A 17,683-nucleotide genomic window follows, 5' to 3' on the forward strand; every position below is an offset into this window, starting at 1 on the left:
CGGCGGCCATCGCCCATAATGCGGCTCGTCAGGAGCCGCGCCGATGACCGAAACCGCCTTCGAAATCGCGCTCGCCGCGCGTACCCACGACATGATCGACGCCTGCACGCGCTGCGGCAAATGCGTCGAGGTCTGCCCGGTGACCGGGCCCGCCGGCGTCGGCGACGCCGCGCCGCAGGACGTCATCGGCGGCGTCATCGACATCCTGCGCGGCGGCAAGGGTACGGCGGCGTCGCAAGCCTGGGCGACAGGCTGCGCACTCTCCGGCGACTGCATCGAGGCCTGCCCGGAAGCCATCAACCCGCGCTTCCTGCTGGCGATGACGCGCGTCGCGCTCAAGCGCAACACGGTCGACCTGCGCGAGCGCCGCAAAACCGGCATCGAGAACTTTCGCCTCGTCGCCGACGGGGTGAAGGTGCTGTCGTCCGTGCAGCTCACCGACGACGAACTGGCTCGGCTCGGCCAGAAGGTCGAGGGACGGCTGGCGAGCGGCTCGACCGCGAAGGAAGGCGAGCGGCCGGACTTCGTCTTCTACACCGGCTGCAACGTGCTCAAGACGCCGCATATCGCGCTCTACGCGCTCGACATCATGGACGCGGTCGGCGTCACCTATAAAGTGATGGGCGGGCCGAACCATTGCTGCGGGGTCATCCAGTTGCGCACCGGCGACACCGAGGTGTCCGGCCGGCAGGCGACGAGTTCGCTCGACCGGCTCGCCGAGGGCAAGACCGGCGTCATCTCCTGGTGCCCGAGCTGCCACGTGCAGTTCACCGAGACGACCATCCCCACCATCGAGAAGATGCGCGGCGCGCGGCCGTTCGAGATGACGCCGTTCATGCTGTTCCTGAAGCCGCACCTCGAAAGATTGCGGCCGCTGCTGACGCGGCCGGTGCCGCTGCGCGTCGCGCTGCACCGGCACCCCGGCATCAGGGGCGTCACCGAGGCCGGCGTCGAACTGCTGCGCATGGTGCCGGGAGTCGAGCTTGTCGATCTCGACCAGCCCGCGGTCGGCCTCGTCGGCAATGCGCTCAATGCACTGCCCGAGTACAAGCGCAACCTGCACCGCGCCGAGCTCGAAGCGGCAGCCGCGGCGAAGGTCGACGCGCTGGCGGTGATCTATCACGTCGACTATCGCGAGTTCTGCGCGCACGAGCGCGACTGGCCGTTCCGCGTCGTCAACGTGCTGGAGATCGTCGGCGCCAGCATGGGCCTCGACCACGCGACGGGCTTCAAGCGGCTCAAGATCATGCAGGACGCCGACGCCATCGTCGCCGACTGCGCCGACATGCTCGCCGCGCGCAACATCGACCCCGCGCTGGCGCGCGAGGTCGTGCTCAAGGCGATGCTCGCCGAGCAGCCGTTGCCGCTCGGCCGCTGAGGCCCGCGCTTACTTCCTCTGCACCTCGATGAAGCGGATGTGGCCCTGCACCAAATCGGGCTGCGCGATCAGCAGCCCTTTCCCGTTCGGCACCACGGCGAAGTCGGCCGGGCCCTTGATGCCGGTGACGAGCGTTTTCACGCCGTCCTTCGCATTCCAGACGAACAGCGAATTGGTGACCCAGTCGGTGGCGAAGATGTCGCCGTTCCTCGCCTGATAGAGTCCGTCGAGCAGGCCGATGTCCTTGGTCAACGCCTTCGGCTCCTGGCCGGGCTTCATGGCGTAGATGGCCTTCGGATGAGCCTTGTCGACGAACCCTGCCATCAGCAGGCCGCCGCCTTTGGCCGGCCACAGCCCGTTCGGGTCGATGCCCTTGCCGGTATAGACGACCTCGATCTTGGGCGCCTTTCTGGCGTTGAGGAAGTCGGCCGGCGTGATGCGCAGCACCTTGTCGTTGCGGTTGTCGCTGACGTAGAGCGAGTTGCCGATCAGGGCCGGATCGTTCGCGTAATTGACGGGCAGGTCGAGTTTCTTGCTCTTCTTGGTCTTGAGGTCGAACTGCCAGAGCACGTCGATGTCGGTGACCCAGAGATTGCGGCCCTTGATCCAGATGCCTTTCGGCTTGTTCATGACCTCGCCATTGGCAGGCAGGAAATGCTTCTGCAGGATCTTGCCGTCCGCCGCGACTTTGGTGATCGACCCCTGTCCGTCCTTGTCGGCGGGTTTGAGCGCCGCGCCGAAGTTGCCGGTGTAGAACACCTTCTCCGTTGGATCCCAGGCGACCGACTCGTTGTGGCCGAAACCCTCGACGGTCTTGTCGGAAATGACCTTCCACTCGGCGGCCCGGGCGGCCGAGACGAGCGTCAGGCCGGCGGCGAGCGCGAGCGCCAGTGATATGGTTTTCTGCATAAGTGCTCCCTCCCTTTGCTTTTCTAATTGCCATGAGGGTAGCGCCGGGCAGGGACGTTGCGCCAGCGGGGTTGCTGCTTGACGCACCTGAAGGCGCCCCCTATATCGCACATCCATGACGACCGCTTTCGCACCCGCAAAGCTCCGCCGCCGCCGTGCCACCCCGGCACGGGCGAGGCGTTAGTCGTCACCCGTGCCGCAGGACAGGCTCCGCGGCACCTTCTGACGGTTCTTCCCTTCAAGACCAAAAGACAAGTGCGGCGGTGGCCTCCGGCGGCTCTTTGCTCGGAGATACGCGATGTACACGCCTCCCGCCTTTAAGGTTCAGCATCCCGCGCTCGCGCTGGCGTTCGCGGCCGCGCGCGGCTTTGGCCTCGTCGTGAGCTGCGACGGCGGACGGCCGCAGGCTTCGCCGGTGCCGTTCCTGATCGAGGAGCGGCCGGGCAAAAGTCCGCGCGTCAGCTTCCATCTGGCGCGCGCCAATCCGCTGGCGCAGGTCGCGGAGAAGGGCGGCACCTGGCTTCTCGCCGTGCAGGGGGCCGATGCCTATGTCTCGGCCGGCTGGTACGCCAGCGCCGACCAGGTGCCGACCTGGCTCTACGAGAGCGTGCACCTGTCCGGTCCGGTCGCCATGGTGCCGGCCGAGCACGCGCGCGCCCATCTCGACGCGCTCACCGCCCGCTTCGAAGGCGGCCTCGCGGAGCCGTGGACGGCCGACACGGTGTCGCCGGCGCGGCTGGAGCAGATGATGCACGCCATCGTCGTCATCGAGATGCTGGTCGAGACCATCGAGGGCAAGTTCAAGCTCAACCAGAACAAGATCGATGCCGACCATGTCGCCGTGACGTCACGGCTTTCGGCGCAGGACGATCCCGCCGCGCAGGCGATCGCCGCGCGCATGGTCGCGCTGCGGCCGCATTTGATGTACCAGAACCCCGCGAGCCGGCCCGCCGCCGCGCTCGCCGAGAGTGGAGAAGTCTGATGGCCAGCAAGGCAAAGGTCGGCGTCCTCGGCGCCTCCGGCTACACCGGCTCCGAACTGGTGCGGCTGCTGCTGCGCCATCCCAAGGTCGAGATCACGCTGCTCACCGCCGAACGTTCGGCCGGCAAGAAGATGCGCGACGTGTTCCCGCAGTTCTCGCCGTTCGAATTGCCGACGCTCGTGGCGCTGGACGGCCTCGACTGGGTGGGGGCCAGCCTCGACGTCGCCTTCTGCGCGCTGCCGCATGCGACGACGCAGAAGGTGATCAAGGACCTGTTCGCGGCCGCGCCATCGACCAAGGTCGTCGACCTGTCGGCCGACTTCCGGCTGGCGGATACGGCGGCTTATGCCAAATGGTACGGCCACGAGCATCATGCGCCGGAATTGCAGACGCAGGCGGTGTACGGGCTGGTCGAGATCCACCGGCGGCAGATCCGCCACGCCAAGCTGGTCGCCAATCCCGGCTGCTACACGAGCTGCGCCGAATTGCCGCTCATCCCGCTGATCAAGGCCAAGGCGATCGAGCTCGACGACATTGTCATCGACGCCAAGTCGGGCATGACCGGAGCCGGCCGCGCGGCGAAGGAGGCGATGTTGTTTTCGGAAGTGTCCGAAGGCTTCAACGCCTATGGCGTCGGCCACCACCGGCACATGGCCGAGCTCGACCAGGAGTTCTCGGCCGCCGCCGGCAGGGAGGTCATCGTCTCGTTCACGCCGCACCTGGTGCCGATGAACCGTGGCATCCTGTCGACCATCTATGTGAAGGGCCGGCGGGGGAAGACGCCGGAAGAACTTCACGAGATACTTTCAAAGTTCTACGCGAAGGAGCCCTTCGTGCACGTCCTGCCATTCGGCGAGACGCCGCAGACGCGCCACGTGCGCGGCTCCAACATGACCTTCATCGGCGTCGCCAAAGACCGGCGCGAGGGCCGGGCGATCATAATCGCGGCGCTCGACAATCTGGTGAAGGGAGCGTCCGGCCAGGCGATCCAGAACATGAACCTGATCATGGGCTGGCCGGAGACGACGGGCCTCGACCAGGTCGCGCTGTTTCCGTGAATCGTCGCGTGCATTAGTCTCGTCCTGCCGGGGCGGCTGCGGGAGGACGAGGGAACATGTTCGAGGTCCAGAACCAGCCGCCGCCGCTCGAAGGCTACAACCTCTTCACCGGCGACCTTGTGCTGCGCGAGGCCGTCGCGCGCGAAGGCGCCGACTGGGGCCAGGGCCGGCTGACCAGCCTCGGCGGCGAGCTCGGCCTGCCGGAGACCATCGCGCTCGGCTTCGCCGCCAACCGTTTTCCACCGCAGCTCAAGGCCTTCGACCGTTTCGGTCATCGTCTGGATGAGGTCGAGTTTCATCCCGCATGGCACGCGCTGATGACTCTGGCGCTGAAGGGCGGCCTGCATTCGAGCCCGTGGGCCGATCCGAAGCCGGGCGCGCATGTGCTGCGTGCGGCCGGCTGCTACATGCTCGGCCAGATCGAAAGCGGCGTGCTGTGCCCGCTGGCCATGACCTACGGTTCGGTGCCGACGCTGCGCCAGAACCGCGCCGTCGCCAAGGAATGGCTGCCGCGCATCTTCTCGCATTACTACGATCCGCATTTCCGCCCGGCGCGCGAGAAAACTTCGGCGCTCGTCGGCATGGGCATGACCGAGAACCAGGGCGGCTCCGACCTGCGCACCAACGTCACCCGCGCCGAGCCCGCCGACGGCGGCTTCCGCTTGTTCGGTCACAAATGGTTCATGTCGGCGCCGATGTGCGACGCCTTCCTCATCCTCGCCAACGCGCCGAAGGGCCTGAGCTGTTTCCTGATGCCGCGCTGGACGCCGGACGGCGAGCGCAACGCGGTCAACATCAACCGGCTCAAGGACAAGCTCGGCAACAAGTCGAATGCGTCAAGCGAGGTCGAATTCGACGGCGCCTATGCCGAACTGATCGGCGAGGAGGGGCGCGGCATCCCGACCATCATCGAGATGGGCAATTACACGCGGCTCGACTGCGCCATCGGCTCGTCCAGCCTGATGCGGCAGGCGGTGGCGCAGGCGGTGCACCATGCGATGCACCGCACCGCGTTCCAGAAGAAGCTCGTCGACCAGCCCTTGATGACCAATGTGCTCGCCGATCTCGCGCTCGAAGCCGAAGCGGCGGCGGTGCTGACATTCCGTCTTGCGCGCGCCTATGACGAGAGCGATCAGGCGGCGCAGGTGTTCCGCCGCGTGATGACGCCGGCGGCCAAGTTCTGGATCTGCAAACGGGCGCTGACGGTGACCGGCGAGGCGATGGAGGTGCTCGGCGGCTCCGGCTACATCGAGGAGAGCATCATGCCGCGCCTCTATCGCGAGGCGCCGGTCAACTCGATCTGGGAGGGCTCGGGCAACGTGATGTGCCTCGACGTACTGCGCGCGCTCGACCGCACGCCCGGCGCCGCCGAGGTGCTGGCGGCGGAGTTCGACGTCGGCGACGAGCCGCGCGTGCAGCCGTTCCTCGACCGGCTTGCGGAGCGGCTCGCCGCGCCGGACCGCCGCGACGAGGCGCAGGCGCGCGCGCTGGTGCGCGACCTGGTGCTGGCGCTGCAGGCGGCGCTGTTGGTGCGCCACGCGCCGCCGGAAGTGGCGGACGCGTTCTGCGCCTCGCGCCTCGAGCAGGGCAGCGGCGCCGTTTTCGGGACCTTGCCGCGCGGCGTCGATGCGGCTGCGATTGTCGCGCGCGCCGCGCCGCTGCAGTAGGCTTTACGCCTTGCCGAAGATGGCCAGCACCAAAGTCGCCTGCGCCGCGAAACCGACGGCGAAGGCCAGCGTGCGGATGACCGGAATGCCCAACGCGTAGATGATGACGTGTGCGAGCCGCGCCCAGAAATAGACGGCGCAGGCGGTCACCGTCGCCGCCGTCGAGCGGCCTTCGGCATCAAGGATCAGCACCAGGGCCGCGAAGATGACGAGGTTTTCCACCGCATTGGTGTGCGCGAAATACAGCCGCTGCGCCCAGGCCGACTGCGGCGTGTCGTTGCGCGACGGATTGGCCATCGCGCCCATCAGGCCTCGCGTCACGATGCGGTCGAGGATGTAGGGGACCCACAACAGCCCGGTGAGGATCACGGTGAGCGTCAGCCACAACAGTTCCTTGGTCAGCATGCGTATCTCCCCGGGCTTTGCCGATCGCGCGAGATTAGAAGAAGTCGGCCCTTCTGTCTCGGGGTGAAGCTTGCACGCCGGCCGCGGCTCGGTTACGCGACGGGCGCAGGAGCAGGACGCATGGCCGACACGCCGGTCGATTTGATGCTTTTTCGCAGGGTGATGGGCCGCTTCGCCACCGGCGTGACCGTGATCACGGCGGAGGCGGAAGGCGGCGTGCGCGGCATGACGGCCAACGCCTTCATGTCCGGCTCGCTTTCGCCGCCGCTCTGCATCATCTCGGTCGCCAGAAAGGCGAAATTGCACACGCTGCTTGCGACGTCGCGCACCTTCGGCGTCAGCATGCTGGCGCAGGGGCAGGAGGCGATCAGCCGGCACTTCGCCGGCCAAGGGCCGACCGAACCGGAATTGCTGTTCGAGCACATGGCCGGCGTGCCGGTGCTGGCCAATGTCTGCGCCGCGCTCGCCGCCGAGGTGGAGGCGCGGCACGACTGCGGCGACCACAGTCTCTTCATCGGCCGTGTGCTCGGATTGCGCGATGACGACCGCTTGCCGCTCGTTTTCCACGGCGGCAAGTACGCGACGCTGCATTACAAGACGACGAAGGCGCCCGAAGCGGCCATCGACTTCTGGGAACTGGACCACGACGCGAACTGGTAGGCGGCGGCGTCAGCGGTCAGCGCGTCGCATTCTGACGCGGCAGTGGGTTGCGCCAGTTCAGCAGATTTTTGTCTGCCGTCAGCAAAGTCGCACCGTGAGCTATCGCGGTTGCGGCGATGAAGCGGTCCGCAGGATCACCGTGCAAATTCTCGAGACCTGCCGAAAGAATGGCGACGTCTGCAGTGAGCGGCAGTTCCTTGATCGCGGTTTCGCGAAGACGATCCCGGTAATGCGTCGGCTCGTGCGTGACCGCGAGCCGGCCCTTCGCGACGAGCATTCCGAGTTCCCAGTAGCTAATGACGCTGATTGCGACGTCACCCTCCGCGGTCGCGCGCTCGAACACGGTCCGGCTTTGCTTCCCCAAAACGCGTTGACCGCTCGTCAGCCAGATGAGGACGTGGGTATCGAGGACGATCACCGCTCGGCGTCCCATTCGACGTCGATGGGAGAGATGATGTCGCCCTTGATAACCAGGTCACCTTTGAACAGCCCTATGAGATCGCGCTTCGGCTTGTTCTGAAGCGGCACGAGCTCGACCAGCGGCACGCCATTCTTTGTGACCACCACGGCTTCGCGGGTCGACGCGACTTCATCCATCACGGCGAGGCATTTCGCCTTGAACTCGGAGGCCTTCATGATTTTCGTCATGGTGGTTCCTGACTATGGTCACGACCATGGTCACAATATAAACGCCCAACGACCGGACGGCAACGGGTGCCGCCTTACGTCCAGCTTCTCACCTTCACGTAGGCCCCCGGCGCGTCCTCGATCGGCTTGAGTTTGCCGCCGCCGATCGCGCGCGCCGGCACGCGCGCGTCGCCCTGCGCCGTCAGCCATTTGAGCCAGTCCGGCCACCACGAGCCCGGATGCTCTTCCGCTTTCGCTACCCAGGCGTCGACGTCGGCGCCCATCGCCGGTCCGCCGGTCCAGTACTGGTATTTCGGCTTGCCCGGCGGATTGATGACGCCGGCGATGTGGCCGGAGCCGGCGAGCACGTAGCGCACGTCGCCGCCGAAGAGTTGCGAACCGTAAAGCACCGATTTCGCCGGCGCGATGTGATCTTCGCGGGTGGCGAGATTGTAGATCGGCAGCTTCACCTTCTTGAGATCGAGCGTGACGCCGGAGATCTCCATCTCGCCTTTGGCCAGCTTGTTCTCGAGATAACAATTGCGCAGGTAAAACGAGTGGTTCGCCGCCGGCATGCGCGTGGCGTCGGAATTCCAGTAGAGGATGTCGAACGCGTAAGGCTTCTTGCCGCGCAGGTAGTTGTTGACGATGTAGGGCCAGACGAGGTCGTTGGAACGCAGCATGTTGAAGGCGGTGGCCATGCGCGAGGCCTCGAGATAACCCTGTTCCTTCATGTGGGCCTCGAGCTGCTTGACGCGATCCTCGTCGACGAACACCGCGAGGTCGCCGGCAAAGGTGAAGTCGACCTGCGCCGTGAACAGGGTCGCCGAGACCGCGCGGTCCTGCTTCTTGGCGGCGAGCCAGGCAAGCGTGATCGCGAGCAGCGTACCGCCGACGCAGTAGCCGATCGTGTGCATCTTCTTCTCGCCGGTCGCCTCGCTCACCTTGTCCATGGCGGTGATGACGCCTTCGCGCATGTACTGCTCGAAGCTCTTGTCGGCGAGATGCGCGTCGGGATTGACCCAGGAGATGACGAACACGGTGATGCCCTGCTCGGTGCACCACTTGATGAAGGATTTCTCCGGATTGAGGTCGAGGATGTAGAACTTGTTGATCCACGGCGGCACGATCAGCAGCGGAATCTTCAGCACCTCCGGCGTCGTCGCCTCGTACTGGAGAAGCTGCATCAAGTCGTTCTCGAACACGACCTTGCCCGGCGTCAGCGCCAGATTGCGGCCAACCTCGAACATGGCCGGATCGGACTGGCGGATCTTCAGGTGGCCTTCGCCGAGGCGGATGTCCTCCGACAGCATCGTCATGCCGCGCACGAGGTTCTCGCCGTTCGAGGTGAGGGTCTCGCGCAGCAGTTCCGGATTGGTGAGCACGAAGTTGGACGGCGAGATCGCGCCGATGATCTGCCGGACGTAGAACTCGGCCTTCAGCCGCGTCGGCGCATCGATCTCGGCGCCCTTGACCAGCCGCTCCGCCCATTGCGCGGTGAGCAGGTAGAGCTGCTTGAGGAAATCGAAGAACTGGTTCTGCGACCATTCGGGATCGGCGAAGCGCTTGTCCTTCGGATCGGGCGCGACCAGCGGCGCCGCATGCTCGCCGGCGAGGCGCCTGGAGGCCGCGCCCCAGAGGTCGAGATAGGTGCGGCCGAGGCTCGACTGCAGTTCGAGCGCGCGTTGCGGGTCGGACAGCCAGTAGTCGAGCACCCGGCCCAGCGTCTTGATGGCGTCGGTGAGGTCTTCGGCCAGTTCCGGCTTGATGCGGCCTTCCTCGCGCGGCTTCATGTAGGCGGCGAGCGCCTTGCCGCCTTCCTCGACCATGCGGGCGAGGTTGCGGCCGATGGCCTCGTAGTCGACCGAAGGCATGGCCTCCGTGCCGCTCTTCGCCGTTTCGCCGGTCCGCTTGTCCATGACTCGTCGCTCGCTTGCCGAGACCAGAAGTGGCCCGGCCGCCGCCGCATCGCAAGCCGCTTTCATGGGCACAACGCGCGAAGGGCCGCCGACGGCGCTAACCATGCTTCCGTCATATTAACCGGATACGTGAATTATGCTATAATTCCTTGAGTCTGCATCGATTTCGCGACACAGAATGGGGCGGTCCGGTTGTTCATGGCTGGCTTGAAACGAAGCCTCGGGGCATTGGCGACGCTCGGCGTGCTGATGGGCGGTTGCGCGGCAGGGCCATCGGTCTTCCAGACCGTGCCCGAAAGCATGCCCGAGAGCCTGGGCGGGCTGCCGGCGGAGGCGCCGGCGGCGCCCAAGGATCCGTACCGCTATCCGGCCGTGCACGACGTGCCGGCGCCGCGGACCGACACGACGATGAGCAACGACGAGCTGCTCAAGGCGCAGAAGGACCTGCAGAGCGCCCGCGACCGCCAGGTCGACAAGGCCGCCAGGGACCAGGCGGAGGACGCCTCGGATTTCACCGATCCGCCGCCTGCCGCGGCGCCGGCCAAATCAGCGGAAAGGTCAGCGGAAAAGTCAGCGAAGCAGAAGGCTGCCGCCAAAAAGACCGCCGCGCCCGCGTCGCAGGCTGGCGCGGCCACCAACCCGTGATAAAAGCCAGCCGGGGTTACACCGGCCGGCCGGAGAGGGCGGTCCCGGCCGCCTGAAGGTCCAAAAGGTCCAGGAACCGATGGAAGAATTCTACCGCATCCGCCGCTTGCCGCCTTACGTGTTCGAAGAGGTGAACCGGGCCAAGGCCAAGGCTCGCAACGCCGGCGCGGACATCATCGACCTCGGCATGGGCAATCCGGACCTGCCGGCGCCGCAGCACGTCATCGACAAGCTGAAAGAGACCCTCGGCAAGCCGCGCACCGACCGCTATTCGTCGTCCCGCGGCATCCCCGGCCTGCGCCGCGCCCAGGCGGCCTATTACGAACGCCGCTTCGGCGTGAAGCTCAATCCCGAGACGCAGATCGTCGCCACGCTCGGCTCCAAGGAAGGTTTCGCCAACGTCGCGCAGGCGATCACCGCGCCGGGCGACGTCGTCATCGTGCCCGACCCGAGCTATCCGATCCACGCCTTCGGTTTCCTGATGGCGGGCGGCGTCATCCGCTCGGTATCATCGGAGCCGACGCCGGACTTCTTCGTGCAGGTCGAGCGTGCCATCCGCCATTCGATTCCGAAGCCGATCGCGATCGTCGTCTGCTATCCGTCGAATCCGACCGCCTTCGTCGCCAGCCTCGACTTCTATCGCGACCTCGTCGCCTTCGCGAAGAAGCACGAGATCTTCGTCCTCTCCGATCTGGCTTATGCCGAGGTCTATTTCGACAACAACCCCCCGCCGTCGGTGCTGCAGGTGCCGGGCGCCATGGACGTCACCGTCGAGTTCACCTCGATGTCGAAGACGTTCTCGATGGCCGGCTGGCGCATGGGCTTCGCCGTCGGCAACGAGCGCATCATCGCGGCGCTGGCGCGCGTGAAGTCCTATCTCGATTACGGCGCCTTCACGCCGGTGCAGGTCGCGGCCGCGGCCGCGCTCAACGGGCCGGAGGAGTGCATCAAGGAGATGCGCGAGTGCTACACGCGCCGCCGCGACGTCATGGTCGAAAGCTTCGGCCGCGCCGGCTGGGACGTGCCGCCGCCGAGCGCCTCCATGTTCGCGTGGTCGCCGATCCCGCAGCCCTTCCGCGACATGGGCTCGGTCGAGTTTTCCAAGCTGCTGGTCGAGAAGGCCGAGGTGGCGGTGTCGCCCGGCACCGGTTTCGGCGAACGCGGCGAGGGCTACGTGCGCATCGCGCTGGTCGAAAACGAGCAGCGCATCCGCCAGGCCGCACGTAACATCCGGCGCTTCCTCGAGACCGCGCCGACCCAGCTCCACAACGTGGTGCCGCTCGCCACCCGCCGCTAGACGCGAACGCCGAAAAGACGATGACTGAGAGTCTGAAAGTGGGTGTCGCCGGTTTGGGCACGGTCGGCGCCGCCCTCATCGCCCAGATCGTGCGCGAGCGCGCCATGCTCGCCGAGCGCTGCGGCCGCGGCATCGAAGTGGTCGCGGTCTGTGCGCGCGCGCGCAACAAGGACCGCGGCGTCGACCTCAGGAAGATGAAGTGGTTCGACGATCCCATCGCGCTGGCCATGGCGCCGGGCATCGACGTCTTCGTCGAGTTGATGGGCGGCGCCGGCAATCCGGCCAAGGCCGCGGTCGAGGCGGCGCTGGCGTCCGGCAAGGCGGTGGTCACCGCCAACAAGGCGCTGCTGGCCAAGCACGGCGTCAGGCTTGCCGCGCTCGCCGAGAAGCACAAGGTCGCGCTCAACTTCGAGGCGGCGGTGGCCGGCGCCATTCCGATCGTGCGCACCGTGCGCGAGGAGTTCGCCGGCAACACCATCGAGCGCATCTACGGCATCCTCAACGGCACCTGCAATTACATCCTGACGCGGATGGAGCAGGAGGGCCTCGCCTTCGACGAATGCCTGAAGGACGCGCAGCGCCTCGGCTACGCCGAAGCCGATCCGTCCTTTGACATCGAAGGCCACGACACCGCGCAGAAGCTGGCGATCCTTTCGAGCCTCGCCTTCGGCACCAAGGTCGACGAGAGCGCGATCTACGTCGAGGGCATCTCCTCGATCCAGCCGGCCGACATCGCCGCCGCCGACGAGCTCGGCTATCGCGTCAAGCTGCTCGGCGTCGCCGTGAGAACGGCGAAGGGTGTCGAGCAGCGCGTGCATCCGACCATGGTGCGCAAGGACTCGGCCATTGCGCAGGTGATGGGCGTGACCAATGCCGTCACCATCGATCCCAGGGGCATCAATCCGATCACGCTGATCGGCCCGGGCGCCGGCGGCATGGCGACCGCCGCGTCGGTGCTGTCCGACGTCGCGGACGTCGCGCGCGGCATGCGGCTGCCGCCGTTCGGCCGGCCGGTGGCGCGGCTCAACGGCACCAGCAAGGCGCCGATGCAGCGGCACGAGGGCGGCTATTACATTCGCCTGCTCGCGCGCGACAAGCCCGGCACCGCCGCGGCCATCGCCACACGCCTGGCCGAGCAGGAGATTTCACTGGAATCGATCGTGCAACGGCATCCCAAGGGTGCGTCGGAGGCCGAGACGAAGAGTGGCGCCGTGCCTGTCATTCTCATTACATATGCGACGACCGAGGATGCGGTCCGCAAGGCGCTTGCGGCGGTGGGCCGCGACAGGGTGATCTCGGGGCGGCCGCAGGTCATCCGCATCGAGAAGAACTAAAACCGGAGTGTGGCGTTAGCGGCCGCACGCCGGAACTTTTCTAGAGGGGACTTTCCATGACATCGATTACCGTCCAGGCCGAGCTTGCGCTTGAGCGTATCCTCACGCTCGAGATCGTGCGCGTCACCGAGCGGGCGGCGGTGTCGTCGGCGCGACTGCGCGGTCACGGCAAGGACAAGGCCTCCGACCAGGCCGCGGTCGACGCCATGCGTCGCGAGCTCAACAAGCTGCCGATCGACGGCACCGTGGTGATCGGCGAGGGCGAGATCGACGAGGCGCCGATGCTGTTCATCGGCGAGCAGGTCGGCACCAAGCAGGGGCCGAAAGTCGACATTGCCGTCGACCCGCTCGAGGGCACCATTCTCTGCGCCAAGAACATGCCGGGCGCCATCGCCACCATCGCCATGGCCAACGGCGGCACGCTGCTGCACGCGCCCGACTGCTACATGGAGAAGATCGCCATCGGTCCCGGCTATCCCAAGGGCACCATTGATCTCGACGCGCCGGCCGACGAGAACATCTTGAATCTCGCCAAGGCCAAGGGCGTGAAGCCCTCGGAGATCACCGCCATCCTGCTCGATCGGCCGCGCCACGCCGACATGATCGCCGCCGTGCGCAGGACCGGCGCCGCCGTGTCGCTGATCTCGGACGGCGACGTCGCCGGCGTCATCCATTGCGCCGAGCCGAAGACCGGCATCGACATCTATCTCGGCATTGGCGGCGCGCCCGAAGGCGTGCTCGCCGCCGCGGCGCTGCGTTGCATCGGCGGACAGATGCAGACGCGGCTCATCATCGACACCGAGGCGCTGCGCGAGCGCACGCTCAAGATGGGCATCAAGGATCCGAAGAAGAAATACGAGATCGAGGACATGGTGCGGGGCGATTGCCTGTTCGCCGCGACCGGCGTGACCACCGGGGCGATGCTCAACGGCGTCAAGTTCGGCAGGGACGTGATCGAGACCGACACGGTGGTGATGCGCTCGGTCACCGGCACGGTGCGCCGCGTGGTCGGCGAGCACCGCGAACTCTCGAAATTCCATCTCGACTGAGCCGCGCCCGCCGGCGCGGCATCTCGAACGTCGTAAGGGGGACGCGCATGAAGCGTCTGCTGATGTCCATGCTCGTCGCCGTCACGCTGGCGGCGCCGGCCTATGCGCAGGCGCCGTCGCCGGATGCACTCAAGGCGGCGCAGGAATTGGCCGCGCTGATGAGCGGCGACACCGTCGGGCAGATGAGCGCGGCGATGACCGCGCAGATCTGGCCGGCGATCGAGCGCCAACTCGGCCCCAAGGTCGATGCGGCGACGCTCACCGAGCTGCGCGGCGAGTTCGAGCAGTCGCTCGCCACCTTCAGCAAGGCGGCGATGGCGGACGCGCCGGCGGTCTATGCGCGGCATTTCACCGCGCAGGAGCTGCGCGCGTTGCTCGCCTTCTACAAGTCGCCGGTCGGCGCCAAGGCGCTGCAGACCATGCCGGCGGTGATGGCCGAACTCGGCCAGGAGATGGCGCCGCGCATCCAGGCCTTCCAGGCCGAGCTTCACGCCAAGATGGAAGCGACCCTGAAGAAGCACGGCTACGACAAGTAGCGGGGGATTGCCCGGATCCTGCCGGGTTCCCATTTGTGTTTCACGCTATGATTTGCGGGGACAGCCGTTCCCGCACGGATGATCGATGTCTGCACTGGCTCTGCCGAAAATTGAGGAGCACGCCTTCCTCGGCGTGGCGCAGTCGGCAACCGGCCGCGTCTGGCGCGACCGGCTGGACGAGCGCGGGCAGGCGCGCGCGCTGATGATCGCGCAACGGCTCGGCGTGCCGGAATTGCTGGCGCGCGTCATGGCTGCGCGCGGCGTCGAGCCGGAGGACGCGGAAGCCTTCCTCGATCCGACCATCAAGCGGCTGATGCCCGATCCGCACACGCTGACCGACATGGAGGCGGCGGCTTTGCGCATCGCCGACGCGGTGACGAAAGGCGAGCAGGTCGCCATCTTCGGTGACTACGACGTCGACGGCGCCACCGCCGCGGCGCTGCTGTGCCGCTTCCTGCGCCACGCCGGTCTCGATCCGATCGTGCACATTCCGGACCGCATTTTCGAAGGCTACGGGCCGAACGTCGACGCCATCCGCAGTTTCCGCGAGCGCGGCGCGTCGCTGCTCGTCACCGTCGACTGCGGCACCACCAGCCACGCCGTGTTCGAGGAGGCGAAGACGCTCGGCCTCGACGTGGTCGTGCTCGATCACCATCAGGCCGACGAGGCGCTGCCTTTCGCGCACGCCATCGTCAATCCGAACCGCGCCGACGATCTCTCCGGTCTCGGTCATCTCGCCGCGGTCGGACTGGTGTTTCTAACGGTGGTGGCGATCGCGCGCGTGCTGCGCAACCGCAATTTCTGGAGCGGCACGCGCAGCGAGCCCGACCTGCTGTCGCTCTTGCATCTCGTCGCGCTCGGCACCGTCGCCGATGTCGTACCGCTCAAGGGTCTCAACCGCGCCTTCGTCGCCAAGGGATTGATCGCGCTGCGCCGGCGCGAACATGTCGGCGCCACCGCGCTGATGGACGTGGCGCGGTTGTCCGGTCCGCCGGAGCCGTGGCATCTCGGCTTCCTGCTCGGGCCGCGCATCAACGCGGGCGGTCGCATCGGCCGCGCCGATCTCGGCGTACGGCTGTTGCTGGAAGAAGATCCGATCGAGGCGGCGCGTATCGCCGCCGAGCTCGATCGCCTCAACGGCGAGCGCCAGATCATCGAACGGGCGACGCTCGTCGAAGCCGAGGCGGAAGCGCTCGCCGCGCTCGGCCTCGAGGAGAAGGGCGCGGTGGTCGTCACCGCCGGGCAGGGCTGGCATCCTGGCGTCGTCGGTCTCGTGTCGGCGCGGTTGAAGGAACGCTACGGCCGTCCTGCCTTCGCCATCGCGCTGGAAGCCGGCGGCACCGGCACCGGCTCGGGCCGCTCCATCCCCGGGGTCGATCTCGGACGCGCGGTGCGCCAGGCGGTGAAGGACGGCATGTTGTTGAAGGGCGGCGGCCACGCCATGGCCGCGGGCATTACCTTGCGCAAGGACGCGCTCGGCGCCTTTCGCGCCTTCCTCGAGGAGACTTTGGGCGCGGCGGTGACGGCGGCACGGCGCGATGCCACGCTGAAGATCGACGGCGCGGTCTCGGCCGGCGGATTCAACCTTCAGCTCGCCGAACTCCTGGCGCGCGCCGGCCCTTATGGCGCCGGTCATCCCGAGCCGATGCTGGCTCTGCCGGCGCACGTGCTCGCTTACGCCGATCCGGTCGGCGCGAACCACATTCGGGTGCGCCTGAAATCCGGCGACGGCAAATTCGTCAACGGCATCGCCTTCCGCGCCGTCGGCCAGCCGCTCGGCCAGGCGCTCATCGACAACCGCGGCCGGGCGCTGCACGTCGCCGGCAACATCGCCATCGACCGCTGGCAGGGCGAGGAGCGGGTGCAGTTGCGCATTGCCGACGTGGCCGTGGCGTGAGGCGCGGAACCGTGCGCATGATGCGACGTCGCGTCTCCTTCTGATGTTATTCCCGGACATCTGATGCTTCTCACCGCCGCCAACGTCCTGACGCTGGCCATCGCGGCGCTCGCCATCGCCGGCGTCATCGTGCGGCCGATGCGCTGGCCGGAGGCGATCTGGGCGGTGGCCGGCGCGCTCGCGGTCGTCGTCTTCGGCCTGCTGCCGTGGACCGCCGCGCTCGGCGCGGTCGGCGAGGGGACCGACGTCTATCTCTTCCTCACCGGCATGATGCTGCTGTCGGAGACGGCGCGGCGCGAGGGCCTGTTCGACTGGCTCGCCGTCGAAGCGGTGCTGCACGCGCGCGGCTCGCCGACGCGGCTGTTTCTGCTCGTCTACATCGTCGGTACGATCGTCACCGTGTTCATGTCGAACGACGCCACGGCGGTGGTGCTGACGCCGGCCGTGTTCGCCGCCGCCCGGAAGGCCAAGCGCGAGCCGTTGCCCTATCTCTTCATCTGCGCCTTCGTCGCCAATGCCGCGAGCTTCGTGTTGCCTATCTCCAACCCGGCCAACATCGTGCTCTACGGCGGCCACACGCCGGCGCTGACGAAGTGGCTCGCGAGCTTTGCGCTGCCGTCGGTCGTCGCCGTTGTCGTTACCTATGTCGCGCTGCGCTGGTGCATGCGCTACGATTTGAGCGGTGACGTCGCCGATCTGCCGCCGCGGGGCAAGCTGCCGCGCGGGGCCTTCGTCGCGCTCGCCGGCATCGTGCTGACCGCGCTGGCGCTCATCGTCACCTCGGCGCTCGACATCAAGTTCGGCTGGCCGGCGGCGATCGGCGGCGTGGCGACGGTGGTTGCCGTGCTCGTCACCGAGCGCGCCTCGCCCTGGCCGGTGATCCGCCACGTGTCGTGGAGCATCATCCCGCTGGTCGCGGGGTTGTTCGTGCTGGTGAGTGCCATCGAGGGCACCGGCCTCATCGCCGATGTAACGCAAGGACTTGCCGTGCTGGCGCGGCAGTCGCAGACCTTGGCCGCCGCCGCCGCCGGCGGCGTCATCGCCGTCATCGCCAACCTGATGAACAACCTGCCGGTCGGCCTGATCGCCGCCTCGGTGCTGACGCATGCGCAGCCGCCGCTCGCCGTCACCGATGCGGCTTTGATCGGCGTCGACCTCGGCCCGAATTTGTCGATCACCGGCTCGCTCGCCACCATCCTGTGGCTGCTCGCCATCCGCCGCGACGGCGAGCACGTCGACTTCTGGAGCTTCCTGAAAGTCGGCGCGGTGGTGATGCCGCCGGCGCTCGTGCTCGCCATCGCCGCGCGGCTGCTGGTCTAG

General features: G+C 67.1%; 17 protein-coding genes. 12 read left to right on the top strand and 5 right to left on the bottom strand.

Annotation, left to right across the window (positions count from 1 at the left end):
• Positions 1-43 precede the first annotated feature (43 nt).
• Complete coding sequence (locus VGV41_RS04175) at positions 44-1,378, top strand: (Fe-S)-binding protein (protein WP_326862396.1); 1,335 nt, start codon at positions 44-46, stop codon at positions 1,376-1,378.
• Positions 1,379-1,387: 9 nt separating this feature from the next.
• On the opposite strand, the gene VGV41_RS04180 is transcribed toward VGV41_RS04175, so the two are convergent.
• Positions 1,388-2,287 carry a hypothetical protein gene (locus VGV41_RS04180; RefSeq protein ID WP_326862397.1) on the bottom strand — a complete coding sequence of 300 codons (900 nt, stop codon included), beginning with the start codon at positions 2,285-2,287 and terminating at the stop codon, positions 1,388-1,390.
• 298 nt (positions 2,288-2,585) lie between these two features.
• On the opposite strand from VGV41_RS04180, the gene VGV41_RS04185 reads away from it, so the two are divergent.
• The 3 genes from VGV41_RS04185 to VGV41_RS04195 are packed head-to-tail and all read left to right on the top strand — an operon-like array spanning position 2,586 to position 5,994.
• The gene (locus tag VGV41_RS04185; protein ID WP_326862398.1) at positions 2,586-3,269 is read left to right on the top strand and encodes an FMN-binding negative transcriptional regulator; all 684 of its coding nucleotides are present in this window, start codon (positions 2,586-2,588) and stop codon (positions 3,267-3,269) included.
• A complete protein-coding gene (gene argC, locus VGV41_RS04190; protein WP_326862399.1) occupies positions 3,269-4,327 on the top strand; it encodes an N-acetyl-gamma-glutamyl-phosphate reductase in 1,059 nt (352 codons plus the stop codon). The genes VGV41_RS04185 and argC overlap by 1 nt, the downstream gene beginning before the upstream one ends.
• A gap of 56 nt (positions 4,328-4,383) precedes the next feature.
• Positions 4,384-5,994 carry an isovaleryl-CoA dehydrogenase gene (locus VGV41_RS04195; protein WP_326862400.1) on the top strand — a complete coding sequence of 537 codons (1,611 nt, stop codon included), beginning with the start codon at positions 4,384-4,386 and terminating at the stop codon, positions 5,992-5,994.
• A gap of 3 nt (positions 5,995-5,997) precedes the next feature.
• Here the strand turns inward: VGV41_RS04195 and VGV41_RS04200 are convergent, their stop codons facing one another.
• On the bottom strand, positions 5,998-6,396 hold the full coding sequence (locus VGV41_RS04200; RefSeq protein ID WP_326862485.1) for an MAPEG family protein: 399 nt from the start codon (positions 6,394-6,396) through the stop codon (positions 5,998-6,000).
• 123 nt (positions 6,397-6,519) lie between these two features.
• Here VGV41_RS04200 and VGV41_RS04205 point away from each other — a divergent pair, with 123 nt between their 5' ends.
• Positions 6,520-7,059 (top strand): flavin reductase family protein, encoded by a 540-nt coding sequence (locus VGV41_RS04205; protein WP_326862401.1) that lies wholly within the window; start codon positions 6,520-6,522, stop codon positions 7,057-7,059.
• Between the two features lie 16 nt (positions 7,060-7,075).
• Here the strand turns inward: VGV41_RS04205 and VGV41_RS04210 are convergent, their stop codons facing one another.
• From VGV41_RS04210 to VGV41_RS04220, 3 genes are all read right to left on the bottom strand, one after another.
• The gene (locus VGV41_RS04210; RefSeq protein ID WP_326862402.1) at positions 7,076-7,477 is read right to left on the bottom strand and encodes a type II toxin-antitoxin system VapC family toxin; all 402 of its coding nucleotides are present in this window, start codon (positions 7,475-7,477) and stop codon (positions 7,076-7,078) included.
• A complete protein-coding gene (locus tag VGV41_RS04215) occupies positions 7,474-7,707 on the bottom strand; it encodes a type II toxin-antitoxin system prevent-host-death family antitoxin (protein ID WP_326862403.1) in 234 nt (77 codons plus the stop codon). Before VGV41_RS04215 ends, VGV41_RS04210 begins: the two co-directional genes overlap by 4 nt.
• A 74-nt stretch (positions 7,708-7,781) precedes the next feature.
• Complete coding sequence (locus VGV41_RS04220; protein ID WP_414705056.1) at positions 7,782-9,605, bottom strand: PHA/PHB synthase family protein; 1,824 nt, start codon at positions 9,603-9,605, stop codon at positions 7,782-7,784.
• Between the two features lie 228 nt (positions 9,606-9,833).
• Between VGV41_RS04220 and VGV41_RS04225 the strand changes: the two genes are divergently transcribed.
• The 7 genes from VGV41_RS04225 (at position 9,834) to VGV41_RS04255 (ending at position 17,683) form a co-directional block, all read left to right on the top strand.
• Entirely contained in the window at positions 9,834-10,250 is a 417-nt protein-coding gene (locus VGV41_RS04225) for a hypothetical protein (RefSeq protein WP_326862405.1), read from the top strand.
• A 79-nt stretch (positions 10,251-10,329) separates the two neighbouring features.
• On the top strand, positions 10,330-11,547 hold the full coding sequence (locus VGV41_RS04230; RefSeq protein WP_326862406.1) for an LL-diaminopimelate aminotransferase: 1,218 nt from the start codon (positions 10,330-10,332) through the stop codon (positions 11,545-11,547).
• Between the two features lie 20 nt (positions 11,548-11,567).
• On the top strand, positions 11,568-12,881 hold the full coding sequence (locus VGV41_RS04235) for a homoserine dehydrogenase (protein WP_326862407.1): 1,314 nt from the start codon (positions 11,568-11,570) through the stop codon (positions 12,879-12,881).
• A 56-nt stretch (positions 12,882-12,937) separates the two neighbouring features.
• Positions 12,938-13,930: a class II fructose-bisphosphatase gene (gene glpX / locus VGV41_RS04240; protein ID WP_326862408.1), complete on the top strand. Its 993-nt coding sequence runs from the start codon at positions 12,938-12,940 to the stop codon at positions 13,928-13,930.
• A 47-nt stretch (positions 13,931-13,977) separates the two neighbouring features.
• Positions 13,978-14,466 (top strand): DUF2059 domain-containing protein, encoded by a 489-nt coding sequence (locus VGV41_RS04245; protein WP_326862409.1) that lies wholly within the window; start codon positions 13,978-13,980, stop codon positions 14,464-14,466.
• An 85-nt stretch (positions 14,467-14,551) separates the two neighbouring features.
• A complete protein-coding gene (gene recJ / locus VGV41_RS04250; RefSeq protein ID WP_326862410.1) occupies positions 14,552-16,363 on the top strand; it encodes a single-stranded-DNA-specific exonuclease RecJ in 1,812 nt (603 codons plus the stop codon).
• 63 nt (positions 16,364-16,426) lie between these two features.
• Positions 16,427-17,683 carry an arsenic transporter gene (locus VGV41_RS04255; RefSeq protein ID WP_326862411.1) on the top strand — a complete coding sequence of 419 codons (1,257 nt, stop codon included), beginning with the start codon at positions 16,427-16,429 and terminating at the stop codon, positions 17,681-17,683.

Source organism: Pseudolabrys sp. (assembly GCF_035943735.1).
Taxonomy (GTDB): domain Bacteria; phylum Pseudomonadota; class Alphaproteobacteria; order Rhizobiales; family Xanthobacteraceae; genus Pseudolabrys.